Here is a 12,625-nt window from a genome sequence, read left to right on the forward strand (position 1 = left end):
TCTGGAGCCTTCATGCGAATCATCCTTGCCCCGATGGAAGGGCTGGTCGACGCACCCATTCGTGAAACCCTGACCAAGGTCGGCGGGATTGACCGGTGCGTGACGGAATTCATTCGCGTGACCCACGGCATGTTGCCGCCCCGGATTTTCTACAAGTACGCTCCGGAACTGCATAACAATGCGCTGACCGAAGTGGGCACACCCGTAGCCGTTCAACTGCTGGGTTCCAATGCCGACATGATGGGCCGCCATGGTGCCAAGGCAGCCGAGCTGGGAGCAGGGCAGGTGGACATCAATTTCGGCTGCCCCGCCAAAACCGTGAACAAGCACAAAGGTGGTTGTGTGCTGATGCGGGAGCCGGAGCTGATGTATGAAATCACCGCGGCCGTTCGTAAAGCCGTGCCTGCGGATATTCCGGTAACCGCCAAGATGCGACTGGGCTATGACGACCGCTCCATGGGCGTGGCCTGTGGCCAGGCGTTGGAAGCGGCGGGCGCCTCCGAAATTGTTATTCATGCCCGCAGCAAGGTAGATGGCTACAAGCCGCCCGCCTACTGGGAAGAAATCGCCAGGGTACGCGAAGCCGTGAACAGCCATGTGATTGCCAATGGCGAAATCTGGACCGTGGAAGACTACTGGCGCTGCCGGAAAGTCTCCGGCTGCGACGATGTAATGATCGGCCGTGGCCTGATCGCCAGGCCAGACCTGGCGGCCCAGATCAAGGCCTCCCAGAGCGGTGAAACACGGGACCCCATGAGCTGGGCAGAGGCTGTCGTGCTGGTGCGGGAATACGCGGCCGCCCTGCAAACCCGCCTGGAAGACAAATATGTGACCGGCCGGATCAAGCAATGGCTCAATTACCTGCGCCAGGGCTTTGCCGAAGCCGAGGCCCTTTGGCCCCAGGCTCGTAAAATCCGGGAAGTTGCGCCCATGCTGGCCTGCCTGGATCAGCCATTAGACCTTCCGCAGCGCCACACCAGCGCAGCCTAATTATCAGCTTCCATTGAGCCTAGATAATCACCGGAACGGGCCAGGCCATTGAGTCTGGCCCGTTTTTTCATGGCCGCCTGTGCCGACCCGGCATTCTCCAGCTTTCCGGCCCAGGCTTTCTGGGCAGGTTCCTGGAGAGCCCGGCCATAGGAGAAACTCAGCTCCCAGGGATGGTAGCCCATGCTGTTCAGAGCATTGAGGTTCTCGGTGGATTCTTCAGGTGTCTGGCCTCCGGAGAGAAAAAATATCCCGGGGACGGCCGCCGGCACCACTCGCCGGAAGACGCTCAGTGTTGCTTCGGCAACCTGTTCAGGTGTGGCTTTGCCGGATTCCTTGCCCGGTGTCACCATGCTGGGCTTCAGTACCATGCATTCCAGGTTCACCCGGTGCCGGTGCAGGGCCTTGAACACTTCCAGCAATACGTCTTCGCTCACCTCTGCAGCCCGCTCGATAGTGTGATTTCCGTCAATCAGTACCTCCGGCTCAACAATCGGCACAATACCCATCGACTGGCACACGGCGGCGTAGCGGGCCAGCACCTCGGCGTTGGACTTGATGGCCTGGAACGAGGGCAGAGTGTCCGAGATATGGAACACATCCCGCCACTTGGCGAAGCGGGCACCCATGGCCTTGTAGTGTTCAAGCCGGGCTGCCAGGCCATCCAGTCCGTAGGTAATCTCGTCCCCCGGGGCATTCACCAGCGGGCCTTTGCCCTGATCGACCTTGATGCCGGGCACGATGCCCTGGCTGGCAAGGAGCTTGGGGATAGCAATGTCTTCCAGGCTCAGCTGTTCCAGGGTCTCTTCGAAAAGAATCACGCCACTGATGTGCTCGCCAAGTCCGGGCGTGGAGAAAATAATGCTGCGGTATTCGCGCCGCGTGGCTTCCGTGGATTCAACGCCTACGGCTTTGAAGCGTTTGGCAATGGTCGGGGAGCTTTCATCTGCGGCCAGAATGCCTTTGCCCGGTTGCACGAGATCGGCAATGGTGGCGTTAAGTTCTTCCTGAATGGTCATGGAGTCTCCCTGAATCGGACTGGGGTTTGAGGATTCGATACAGCATGAGTTTAGCCGGTTATTTTGTGCCCGCTATTTGATCTGAGCTAAAGCAGCCGAGCGCACCATCTTCTAAACTGATTGCATAACAAAACAACAAGGATGCCCGCCATGAAAACGGTCGTTAGTGTCAGCCAGGGATCATCGGAATACGATTACGAACTGGAAACCACGTTCCTGGAACAGCCGTTCCGGATTATTCGGGTGGGCACGGATGGCAACCTGGAACGTGCCGAAGCCGTGCTGGATTCGGTTCGCGGGGAGGCCGATGCCATTGGCCTGAGCATGATTCATGATCACTACCAGGTGGGCCGTGAACAGCTGGAACATCCCGATACGGCTCGCCTTGAGGCCTGTATTCCGGACAAACCGGTGACGACCGGTGCAGGCCTCCGGGGTATCTTGCAGGAATGGGCGGTACGCCATACGCAGACTGAGCTGGGGCACTTTTTTGACAACGCCCGGGTACTGTTTCTGAATGGCCAGGCTGGCTACCGAATTGCCAAGGCGTTGTCTGAACACACCGATAACCTGTTTTTTGCCGACCCCTATCTGGATTTCGGTGTACCGAGACTGCTGACTTCCCTGCGCCAACTCGAAACCTATACATCGCTGACCGCTCCGGTGACTTTTCGTCCTGCGGCGGTCAAGCTCATTGAAGCTCTGCACAAAACACCAATTTACCGCATGGGTGAAAAGCTCATTCGCGGCTCTTTACATGAGTCGGTGAAGGATTCCCATGTGATTGTAGGTGCCATGGGAGATCTGGAAGCTTTCTCGGAAAAGGAGCTGGACGGTAAAACCGTGATCACGTCCCGGGTCACGGAGTCTGCCCTGGACTGGTTCCGTTCCCGGAAAGTCGCCATGGTAGTGGACTACAGTCCCTGGCTGGAAGGTCGGCCCGTGGGCGTGAATGTGATGGAGGCGATGATTAGTGCGGCATTGTCCCGCACGCCGGAGCAGCTGGGCGCAGATGACTTCCTGGACGTTATTCAAACCCTGGGAATTGAGCCGCGGATTCTGTACCCCAACGGCTATCGGCGGGTAAACCGCTTTGCCTTCGTGATTCATCCGTTGTCTCAGCAGTATCTGACCAAAACTCCGCCGCTGGACTGGATTGCCAATGTTTCTCCGCCCACCGTGATGAACCTGGTGGAAAAGGCCGTGGCTTACACCCCGCCTTTCATTTATTCCAAGGTGAGCGGCATCAAATCCCCCACCGGAGACGAAGCCGAGGGTTGGTTGATCACCGTAGGTGGCACCCCCAGGGAAATCATGGCCCACGGCCCGGAGTTTACTTACAGCCGGTTGTTGGCGGCGGCAAAACTGGCCAAGAAACTTGGGGCCCAGATTATGGGACTGGGTGCCTTCACCAAAGTGGTGGGTGACGCCGGCATTACCGTGGCCAAACGAGCACCGTTACCAATCACCACGGGTAACAGCTACAGTGCCTCCGGCGCGCTCTGGGCCGCCCACGACGCAGCCAAAAAAGTCGGCCGGAGTATTGGCAAGAGCGGCAAAATGGCGGGTAAGGCGATGGTGGTCGGGGCCACAGGCGCCATTGGTTCCGTGTGCGCGCGCCTGCTGGCAAAAGCCGTGGATGAAATCTACATGGTGGCCCCGGAGGCAGCCAAGTTGCTGGCGCTGAAGGAAAGTATCGAACTGGAAACTCCTGGGGCCATCGTTCACGTCTCTGCCACCACGGATCGAGATCTTTCAGAAATGGATATGGTGGTCACCGCTACGTCCGGGGCCGGTAAACGCATTCTGGACATCATGCAGGTGAAACCCGGCTGCGTGATCACCGATGTGGCGCGGCCATTGGATATCCCGGCGGAAGATGTGGCGAAGCGGCCGGATGTGCTGGTAATCGAATCCGGGGAAATCCAGCTACCGGGAGACGTGCGCATGAAGGACATCGGCTTGCCCCGGGGCATCGCTTACGCCTGTCTGGCGGAGACGATTGTGCTGGCGCTGGAAGCAAGATTCGAGAACTTCACTCTCGGCCGAAATATTGAATGGGAGAAGGTGCGGGAGATCTACAAGCTCGGGCTCAAGCACGGCATGGAGCTGGCCGCCATATCTGGCGTGAATGGTGTGTTTACCGAGGAGGACTTTGAGCGGGTGCGGACTCTGGCCGAAGAGCCCGCTTGAATCCAGGTCAGGCGTCGAGTTTTTTGCGCATCAGATAACGCAGAAACTGGGCGCCACGGACCGTGACACGCTGTTCATCCACCACCTCAAAACCGTGGCGCTCGAAGAAGGGCCGAGCGACCACGCTGGCCTCGGTCTTGAGTTCTGTTACGCCCAGCTCTTTGAGCTGCTGCTCTGCCTCGTGATAAAGGGCAGAAGCAATACCGCGACGAGCATAATTCGGGGCAGTAAACACGAGGTCGATGTGGCCGTCTTTTTCATAGGAAATGAAACCGGCGAGATCCGAGCCTTCTTCTGCCACCAGGGTTTCCAGAGACTCCAGCCGTTCGCGCCAGGTATCCAGATGTGGCGTCCGTGAAGCCCAGGCATAACGCTGGGTTTCGTCGTAGGCACCTGCCGTGAGCTCGTGCACGGAATCGGTGAACAGGCGAACCACCGGGCTCAGATCCTGAATCCGGTATTTACGAATAGTGATCGAAGTTACGGTACTCATGTCGGTTCAGTGTGCACCTGTGTTGGAAAGCAGGTTGATAACCAAAACGCCGGCTACAATCAGCAGCATACCGACAACCGCAGGAAAATCCAGCTTTTGCCCGAGCAGTAACCAACCAATGAGCGAAATTAATACAATGCCCAGCCCGGCCCAGACGGCATAGGCTATCCCCACAGGGATCACCTTGATAGCCAGTGCCAGAAAATAGAAGGCCACACTGTAACCGATTACCACTACAATGCTCGGCAACAACCGGGTAAATCCTTCGCTGGATTTCAGTGCCGAGGTAGCAATCACTTCGGCCACAATGGCCAGACCAAGAAGCAGCCAGCTTTTCATAGAACGTGTTAAAACCATCACCAAGTGAATGAGGAGCTAAATAAACTGTGGTGGCTGAAACGGCTTTGCTGGTCACGCTAACGCGTGCGCCACGGCTTGCTCCGCGTGGATGCGGGTGGTGTCGTAAAGCGAAATGGCAGTATCAGCCTGCTGCACCAATAAGCCAATTTCGGTACAACCCAGTATTACGCTTTGCGCTCCCCGTGCGGCCAGTGAGTCCAGCACCTGCAGATAGCCCTGTTTTGAAGGCTGGCGGATAATACCACGGCATAGCTCGTCATAAATGACGGTATGCACGAATTCCCTCTGCGCGTCACCCGGCACTAAAACCCGGATGCCACGGTTCTCCAGACGCTCCTTGTAGAACGCCTGTTCCATGGTGAATTTTGTGCCGAGAAGGCCGACACAATCGATCCCATCGCGATGAAGCGCATCAGCTGTCGCATCGGCGATGTGAAGCATGGGCAGGCCAGAAGCCTTCTCAATACTATCTGCCACTTTGTGCATGGTGTTCGTGCACAACACAATGAAATCGGCCCCTGCCGCGGCCAACGCCTTTCCGACCGCACCAAGAATTTCCCCGGTCGCCGCCCAGTCCCCCTGATGTTGCAGGGCTTCGATCTCGGCAAAATCCACACTGTAGAGAACCAGTCGCGCTGAGTGCAGCCCGCCCAGCTCGTCTCGCACTCTCTGGTTGATCAACTGATAGTAGGTTTGGCTGGATTCCCAGCTCATTCCACCGATGAGACCTATGGTTTTCATAGTAGTGGCTTCTTCCTTTGAAATAATTGAACCAGGCAAGCCTGCCTGGATGGCAAGCCCCCGATACAGTAGACGCCTGATAGCGTTACACTAAACGCAAATCTACAGGTGTTGGCAATGAGCGGAAAGCGTTACTCCGAAGAATTTAAAATCGAGGCGGTCAAACAGGTCACTGAGCGGGGCTACAAAGTGACCGATGTGTGTCGGAGGCTAGGGATTACCTCGGCCAGTCTGCACAAATGGATCAAGCTTTACGGTGATGCGGGCAGTCAACATCAACAGATCAGTGAGCAGCAGGATGAGCTGCGCAAACTGAGAGCGGAGTTGCGCCGGGTCAGTGAGGAGCGTGACATACTAAAAAAGGCCGCAGCGTTCTTTGCCAAAGAGTCCAAGTAAAGTATCGCTTCATCAGGGCTCACAAGAGTGAATTTCAAGTCCGTGTGATGTGCCGAGTGCTGGGAGTCCACTTCAGCGGTTTTTATGCCTGGCTGCATGAACCGGAAAGCTCTCGCACTAAGGCCAACCGTCGCTTGGTGGGATTGATCAAGCAGGCCTGGCTCGAAAGTGGTGGCGTGTACGGCTACCGAAATATCACCCTGGATCTCAAGGACCTCGGTGAGAGGTGCAGCAAAAATCGGGTGTACCGATTGATGAAGACGGAAGGTATCCGTGCTCAGCGCGGCTACAAGCGCCACAAAGGCTATTACGGCGGAGAACCTGCTCATGTCGCGCCCAATCATCTGGATCGCGATTTTGAGGCTCAGAAGCCGAACGAGCGATGGGTGACTGATATTACCTACATTCGAACTCACGAGGGCTTCTTGTATCTCGCCACCGTTCTGGACTTGTTCTCTCGGCAAATTGTGGGCTGGTCCATGAAGCCACGGATGTCGACGGACCTGGTTATGGACGCCTTGCTGATGGCTTCCTGGAGGCGGAGACCGAAACAGGAGGTTCTGATTCACTCAGACCAAGGCTCGCAGTACACCAGCCGTGAATGGAGAGACTTCCTGAAGGACCACCGATTGAAACCCAGCATGAGCCGTCGCGGAAACTGTCACGACAATGCGGTTGCCGAAAGCTTCTTCTCATTGCTCAAGAGTGAACGAGTGAAACGGAAAATATACAAGGATCGGGAAACAGCCCGGCAGGATATCTTCGATTACATTGAGATGTTTTATAACCCGGTTCGCCGGCACGGAAATAACGGTGGGCTATCCCCCGTGGACTTCGAAAAGCGGTATTTCACAAAGCTATCAGGTGTCTAGGATATCGGGGGCTTGCCAGGAATCCGTGCGGCTTCCGTCGAGTTCCCTGAGTCTAGGGGAAACCCCGATGGTATTGTTTTACACATAACGCTGTATAGAGGCTCCGGCACCGGAATCAAATTTGACGTTACCTGAGGTGTAAATCGCTTGACCAAATAGATGTCCACCCAATAACATTCATAAAAAATGAATGTTAAATCCAGTAGCAAACCGAGGTATCCAGATGGCCCTGTCATTCGTGAATATTTTCAAGAAAGAAGACGCAGAAACTGAAAGCAATGGCGTTGAACACGTCGAGGCAAGTGGTATTGCGGAGACGCAGAACGACGAGCCAAAAAAGGGTGGGCACGGCGAGGGCGGTACCTGCTGCGGGTCCTGTTCGTAAACCGGAGCTTGAAGTTAACCCCGGGCTGAAGCCCGGGGTTAGTTTCGATCCTTTAATACTGAATAAATCTGATACGCCGCGTGTTCTGACTCTTCAGAAGGCGCCTTTCGGTTTTTTTCCCAAGAAGCCAGCAAATTCAGAACCCGCTTTTCGTCATTACTGCGGAATCCAGGCCAGTACACGTAGGGCACAAGATTCGGGCGGCTGATGAAAAACAGCGCGGTTTCCTCTGGTTTCCCTTCAATATCGCCCCGCAGCCCCAGAGTAAAACGTTGTCCATCGCTTCCGGTGAGCGACACCAGTAAGGAGTTGTTGTCATCTACTTGCCGGGCATCACTCACGGTGATGGGGGGGGGCAGACTGGGCACCGAGGTTATGGCGTACTGAAAAACAATCAGAGCCAGAAGCAGGGCAAGAAGCGCCGCCAAAGCGATCGATTTAACCATGAGCGTCTCGTGGAACCAGTTCAAAATGGGCTTTAATGGCGGGCTGTAAGTGTATCACGACTACTTGGCTTGCGAGTCTCCGGAAACAAGCCTTACCGCAACATCGCGATATTGCGTGCTGTTCTCTCTTACATGCTCGGAGCTGAACAGATTCAGCCACTGATCGTCCTTTAGCAATACCTCTCCGGTGCTGGTGCTATTTTGCTGGCCGGCCACATAATTGCCGGCAAAGCTAAACATGAAATCCCCGGGGGATTTCGGCAGGGCTCTTAGTTTAAAGTCCAGTGTCATTTCAGGTGACGACACAAATCCCGTGCCGTCAGGGTCTACGCCAACTTTCAGAAGGCGCGATTGTTCCAGAAACGCCGGGCGTAATTCGGTGGGAGCGTTGCCTGGCTCTGTGGCCTGGCATTCGCAATAGCGAACCTCCAATACCATCGGGCTGTTTTTGAGGTAGTGTTCGGGAGACGGGCCGCCGGCTTGGGCAATGCCGGGAAGCAGGCACAGCATTGTAAGGCCGAGCAAACCGAATTTGGGTGATGCGATCCTTTGCATGATTGCGCTCCATTCAAGGTTTAACCAGAGGTGTTCAAGCTATTCTGTTTTAAGTTCCGCCGCAAGTTACGCCAGCCGATTGGAAGGCCTGCACATTAGCACGCATCGTTTGCAAGCATACTGGCCACGAATCAGAACGCCTGATTCAGCTTCCTGCGTGCCTCCGCTAACTGGCTCACCGCGAGCCCGTAGGGTTTCAACTCTACGGCTCGCTCCAGGTTATGAACGGCTTCCCGGTAACGCTTCTGGCCCAATAGAAATGAACCGTAATTGCCCCAGGCGTAGGCATAGTCCGGGTCCAGATCGATCATTTCCCGATACAGCCTATCTCGCTCCACAAGGTTTTTAGTAGCCTTGGCCAACCGCATGCGCTCCTGAAGCAAAAGCCGTTTCTGATACTTCTGGGATGCTCTGCTCTCGATTTCTTTGAAACCCTCTGCGGCGAATTTTTCGTCTTTGTGGTGTATCGCGATAACCGTCCGCAGGTACCAGGGGTAGAAGCTCTGTTCATCCAGTGAGTCTGCGGTATTCAAATGATCCCAGGCCGTACGCAGTTCGCCTTGAATAATGAGCACCATAGCCAACTGAACGTGTGCCATGGCGAGGTTCGGCCCATTACGAACCGCGCGTTCAGCCTGTTGCCTTGCCGTGCTGACGGCGGTCTCCTCATAGGCGCGACGATCGTGTCGCTGCCCAACCTTGTAGCCGCTCACCAGAGTCAGGCGTGATTGGGCAACCGCTACCCATGGTTCGTCGCCGTCCAACGAGTTGGCTCGCTGAACCAGGTAACTCGCTTCATTGCGTTGATCAAGATCGAGAGGGTCACGCTCAATCAAGAAATACGCCTGCCTGGCCATTTCGACGGCGGTGGCAGCTTGAGTCAGAGCGGAGAATAAGGTGAGGACGATTAGCGCGCAGGCGCTTTTGATTCCCTTCATGAGAAACAACTCCTGGTTAATTAGCCTGCACCCCGGGAAAGGGCGCTCACTCCGAGGCAATAAACTGAACGATAGCGGCCTTTCTGTTGTGATTCTTCAGCCAATCCTTGATTTTAACGGCCTTGGTGGTATCGGTTTCTCCAACCAGTTTTTTCAGGCGCTCGACTTTCTTGCTCTCCATCTTTTCATCCCGAACCTTCCGCTGCCATTGGTCGGTGAAAACCTTGGGAAGTTTGTGTGCCAGTTCCAGGGACTTGAGTAACGTCCATTCGCTGCCATCGAGCCAGGCCTCATCACAGAATCCGCAGAGATCAATACGGTTCTTGTGCTCGCTGGATACCGAGTACTTGGTCATCAGTTTGCTGCACTTGGGGCAGGAGAGGGCGGTTTTGGCATCCTTTTCGACCGTTACATCTGCGTCTACGGCTTCGCTCTGCTCGACGGGCGGATTTCGTTCTGCCCAGTCTCGATAGTAGAGCAATGACAGCGAGGCACCCTCACAGTCCGGGCAACCCATAACCGGGAGGCCATCCTCAATCTTGGTGGGTTTCAGGTCCGTGTTTCTGCATTTCGGGCATTTCATGGCCATTCCTTTCTTGATGAAAACCAGTCTGACAGGCTACCAATGTTAATCTTGTAAGCTCCCGCTGCGGGGAAAGATCACCCGATAAACGGCGCGCCATACCACTGAATCCAGGGGAGCATACCGCAACGCCTGAGCAACCGCGCCCCAGGCAGTCGCGGAGTCTCCTGCTGATGCAAAATGACGGGCTTTCCGGCAGTAGAAGCGGGCCAGGCCCCAGCGGATGTCACCGGGTTGGAGTGTACTTCCGTATTCCTCGATAAAATCACGAATGATCGCTTCGTTGGCGGCAAATCGGCGTTTCTTGTCGCTGGAAATCTGGTCTGCCATCACCCGGTAATAGCCCCAATACTCGGGCACATACAGGAAGGTGAAACGGGCTGAAAAACGCAGCCAGATGTCGTAGTCGTCGGCAACGCCGTAGCGGCCGGAAAACCCGCCCATGGCATCGAAACATTCCCGCCGCGCCATTACCGTGTTGATGCTCACGCTGTTGTCCACCAACATCTGGCGAGCAATCTGGCCCGAGTACCGGCGCATATTCTTGCGGGACAACTCCCGGCCCTGTTCATCGATCATGATTTCATCACTGTGAAGGACATCCACCTCCGGGTGAGCCTCCATAAGCGCCACTTGCTTCTCCAGCTTTTCAGGCACCCACAGGTCATCGGAATCCAGAAAACACAGAAATTCGCCCCGGGCATATTGAAGCGCCAGGTTCCGGGCAATGCTCTGGCCCTGGTTCTCCTGAAAATGGTAGTGGATGCGTTCATCGTCCAGGTAACTGGCCAGCTTCTCGCGGGTGCTATCCCGGGAGCCATCATCAACGATGATCAGCTCCCAGTGGGGATAGGATTGGGCCAGGACAGACTCGACCGCTTGCGTGATGGTGCGCTCACGGTTGAAGGTGGGGGTGATAATGCTGACCAGAGGGGCTGACGCAGGCACGGTTTTCCTTTCCAAAGATTGTTCCCTTTCCGGTGAAAAAGGTCGATTCAGATCACTGGACCCTTTCAAAAACCTGATTGAAATCGACCACCAGTTCCGAGGGTTCACTGCTCATCGCGTCCGTATAGTAAGCCCTGTACAGCACATCACCCACCGGATAAACGTTCATACCCGGCTCTGATGCCAAATCACAACTTCCGGGAACCTGGGGATTGTACCGGTCATCTATGTAGGGAAAGCTCAGCACCTCGTATACGCCTTGTACCAGCACTCTTTCACGAGTTTCGCCGAAACACTGAAGTACAATTTCGGGTCCGTCCTCGTAGGACAGAGGCGTCTCGCACATCTCATCAACGTAAACGGATCGAGAAACCGCAATAGCGTTCTCTGTAATGTCGAGTCGTTCTACCCACCAAACGGGCAAGAATTCGGCGTCGCCAAATATTGATGCTGTGATCACGTCATCAATTGGGGAGCAGGCCCTGATCCAGCTTCCTACCTCAGGAGCGATTGTTTCGGCGGCAACATCTGGCTGGTCATTATCTGAATTGCTTGATTTACAAGCCGCCAAAAACAAGACACAACCAACAACAAGAATTTCCTTCATAACGTCCCTATTAAAACTGATCAAAGCGCGCGCTGACTGCATCAAACAAGTAACCCCGCCAAATGGACCCGAGAATGGATGGAAACAATTGCGGGAGCAGTATGGCCAACACAGCAAAGACAATAATACAGGCGACAAGGTAACCACTACTGAGAAAGGAATCCCAGTAAATGGCTAACTCCAAATTGACCCAGAGCCAAATGAGGGCTGCTGTTGGGATAGAGAAAAACAACGATGCCAATAAGCTGATTAGCCGTGATTCAATCGGCCCACCTCGGCCTTGATTCCTTGCCATGATCTATGAACATTCCTTGTGTGTGCTGCCTTTAAACAGCAAGGCCCGGAAGCTTCCGCAACCGGGCCTTTTCATCACTCAGCGGTCAATCACCTCAACCGCATTTGCTGTCGCCGCAGGACAGGCAGGTGGCGCAGCCGTCCATCACGATTACGGCCTTGGTGCTGCATTTGCCGCACATAGTGGCGTTGGCAGGGTACTCGCTGGCGCTGTCGTCGTTGGTGGCCTTGTTCTGGCTGGCCTCAAACTCTGCGCGCTTTTCAGCGAGGATGCGCTTGGTGGTCTCGCTCAGCTCGTCGCTTTCCAGCAGGCCGATGGCCTTCAGGTGCTTCTCGATCACGGCGCCGATCTCGGCTACCAGTGAGGGCATGAACACGCCGCCCTTCTTGAAGTACCCGCCGTTGGGGTCGTACACGCTGCGCAGCTCTTCCACCAGGAAAGTGACGTCACCACCTTTGCGGAATACCGCTGAGATTACGCGGGTGAGGGCGATAACCCACTGGAAGTGCTCCATGGATTTGGAGTTGATGAACACTTCATACGGCTGCCGGCTTTCGTGGTCGGTGTCTTCGTTCAGCAGGATGTCATTGATGGTAATGTACATCGCGTGCTCGGCCACCGGCGGCTTGATCTTGTAGGTGGTGCCCAGCAGGAAATCCGGGCGTTCGATGTTTTCGTTCATCTCCACTGGTTTGGTGTCGGCTTTCACCGGCGCCTGGTGCTCACCCGTGGTCTCGGTGTCGGCTTTCTTTACCCGGTAGCCGACGATCTTGTTGCTGATTTTCACTGTCATGTTCGTAGTTCCTG

15 protein-coding genes are annotated in these 12,625 nt (G+C 55.3%); 4 read left to right on the plus strand and 11 right to left on the minus strand.

What is annotated here, in order from left to right; genetic code table 11:
- Positions 1 to 12 precede the first annotated feature (12 nt).
- A complete protein-coding gene (locus ACAM27_RS10150; RefSeq protein WP_369611900.1) occupies positions 13 to 990 on the plus strand; it encodes a tRNA dihydrouridine synthase in 978 nt (325 codons plus the stop codon).
- Here the strand turns inward: ACAM27_RS10150 and ACAM27_RS10155 are convergent.
- Positions 987 to 2,006, minus strand: coding sequence for a class I fructose-bisphosphate aldolase (locus ACAM27_RS10155; RefSeq protein WP_369611901.1), 1,020 nt, complete (start codon positions 2,004 to 2,006; stop codon positions 987 to 989). The genes ACAM27_RS10150 and ACAM27_RS10155 overlap by 4 nt on opposite strands.
- A gap of 150 nt (positions 2,007 to 2,156) precedes the next feature.
- Here ACAM27_RS10155 and ACAM27_RS10160 point away from each other — a divergent pair, with 150 nt between their 5' ends.
- Entirely contained in the window at positions 2,157 to 4,199 is a 2,043-nt protein-coding gene (locus tag ACAM27_RS10160) for a dehydrogenase (protein WP_369611902.1), read from the plus strand.
- Between the two features lie 7 nt (positions 4,200 to 4,206).
- Here ACAM27_RS10160 and ACAM27_RS10165 read toward each other — a convergent pair whose 3' ends face one another.
- From ACAM27_RS10165 to ACAM27_RS10175, 3 genes are all read right to left on the minus strand, one after another.
- Positions 4,207 to 4,692 carry a GNAT family N-acetyltransferase gene (locus tag ACAM27_RS10165; RefSeq protein ID WP_014421789.1) on the minus strand — a complete coding sequence of 162 codons (486 nt, stop codon included), beginning with the start codon at positions 4,690 to 4,692 and terminating at the stop codon, positions 4,207 to 4,209.
- A 6-nt stretch (positions 4,693 to 4,698) separates the two neighbouring features.
- Positions 4,699 to 5,031 carry an SMR family transporter gene (locus ACAM27_RS10170; RefSeq protein WP_041656235.1) on the minus strand — a complete coding sequence of 111 codons (333 nt, stop codon included), beginning with the start codon at positions 5,029 to 5,031 and terminating at the stop codon, positions 4,699 to 4,701.
- 72 nt (positions 5,032 to 5,103) lie between these two features.
- On the minus strand, positions 5,104 to 5,793 hold the full coding sequence (locus ACAM27_RS10175) for an aspartate/glutamate racemase family protein (protein WP_369611903.1): 690 nt from the start codon (positions 5,791 to 5,793) through the stop codon (positions 5,104 to 5,106).
- A gap of 117 nt (positions 5,794 to 5,910) precedes the next feature.
- Between ACAM27_RS10175 and ACAM27_RS10180 the strand changes: the two genes are divergently transcribed.
- Both ACAM27_RS10180 and ACAM27_RS10185 read left to right on the plus strand, forming a co-directional pair.
- A protein-coding gene (locus tag ACAM27_RS10180) for an IS3 family transposase (RefSeq protein ID WP_374730284.1) occupies positions 5,911 to 7,061 on the plus strand; the annotation gives its coding sequence in 2 pieces (ribosomal slippage) (positions 5,911 to 6,148 and positions 6,148 to 7,061; 1,152 coding nt in all).
- A gap of 223 nt (positions 7,062 to 7,284) precedes the next feature.
- Positions 7,285 to 7,446 (plus strand): CCGSCS motif protein, encoded by a 162-nt coding sequence (locus tag ACAM27_RS10185; RefSeq protein WP_022992530.1) that lies wholly within the window; start codon positions 7,285 to 7,287, stop codon positions 7,444 to 7,446.
- A gap of 38 nt (positions 7,447 to 7,484) precedes the next feature.
- On the opposite strand, the gene ACAM27_RS10190 is transcribed toward ACAM27_RS10185, so the two are convergent.
- The 7 genes from ACAM27_RS10190 to ACAM27_RS10220 all read right to left on the minus strand — a co-directional run bounded on the left by ACAM27_RS10190 (position 7,485) and on the right by ACAM27_RS10220 (position 12,611).
- Positions 7,485 to 7,892 carry a hypothetical protein gene (locus ACAM27_RS10190; protein WP_369611904.1) on the minus strand — a complete coding sequence of 136 codons (408 nt, stop codon included), beginning with the start codon at positions 7,890 to 7,892 and terminating at the stop codon, positions 7,485 to 7,487.
- A 60-nt stretch (positions 7,893 to 7,952) separates the two neighbouring features.
- The gene (locus ACAM27_RS10195) at positions 7,953 to 8,447 is read right to left on the minus strand and encodes a hypothetical protein (RefSeq protein ID WP_222533637.1); all 495 of its coding nucleotides are present in this window, start codon (positions 8,445 to 8,447) and stop codon (positions 7,953 to 7,955) included.
- 131 nt (positions 8,448 to 8,578) lie between these two features.
- Complete coding sequence (locus tag ACAM27_RS10200) at positions 8,579 to 9,385, minus strand: tetratricopeptide repeat protein (RefSeq protein ID WP_022992527.1); 807 nt, start codon at positions 9,383 to 9,385, stop codon at positions 8,579 to 8,581.
- A gap of 46 nt (positions 9,386 to 9,431) precedes the next feature.
- Complete coding sequence (locus ACAM27_RS10205) at positions 9,432 to 9,968, minus strand: zf-TFIIB domain-containing protein (protein ID WP_022992526.1); 537 nt, start codon at positions 9,966 to 9,968, stop codon at positions 9,432 to 9,434.
- Positions 9,969 to 10,013: 45 nt separating this feature from the next.
- Entirely contained in the window at positions 10,014 to 10,916 is a 903-nt protein-coding gene (locus ACAM27_RS10210) for a glycosyltransferase (protein ID WP_226538108.1), read from the minus strand.
- Positions 10,917 to 10,968: 52 nt separating this feature from the next.
- Complete coding sequence (locus ACAM27_RS10215) at positions 10,969 to 11,523, minus strand: hypothetical protein (protein ID WP_022992524.1); 555 nt, start codon at positions 11,521 to 11,523, stop codon at positions 10,969 to 10,971.
- Between the two features lie 389 nt (positions 11,524 to 11,912).
- Positions 11,913 to 12,611, minus strand: coding sequence for an NrdJb (locus ACAM27_RS10220; protein ID WP_022992522.1), 699 nt, complete (start codon positions 12,609 to 12,611; stop codon positions 11,913 to 11,915).
- Between the last annotated feature and the right edge of the window lie 14 nt (positions 12,612 to 12,625).

It is taken from the genome of Marinobacter sp. RI1 (assembly GCF_041155085.1).
GTDB lineage: Bacteria > Pseudomonadota > Gammaproteobacteria > Pseudomonadales > Oleiphilaceae > Marinobacter > Marinobacter nauticus.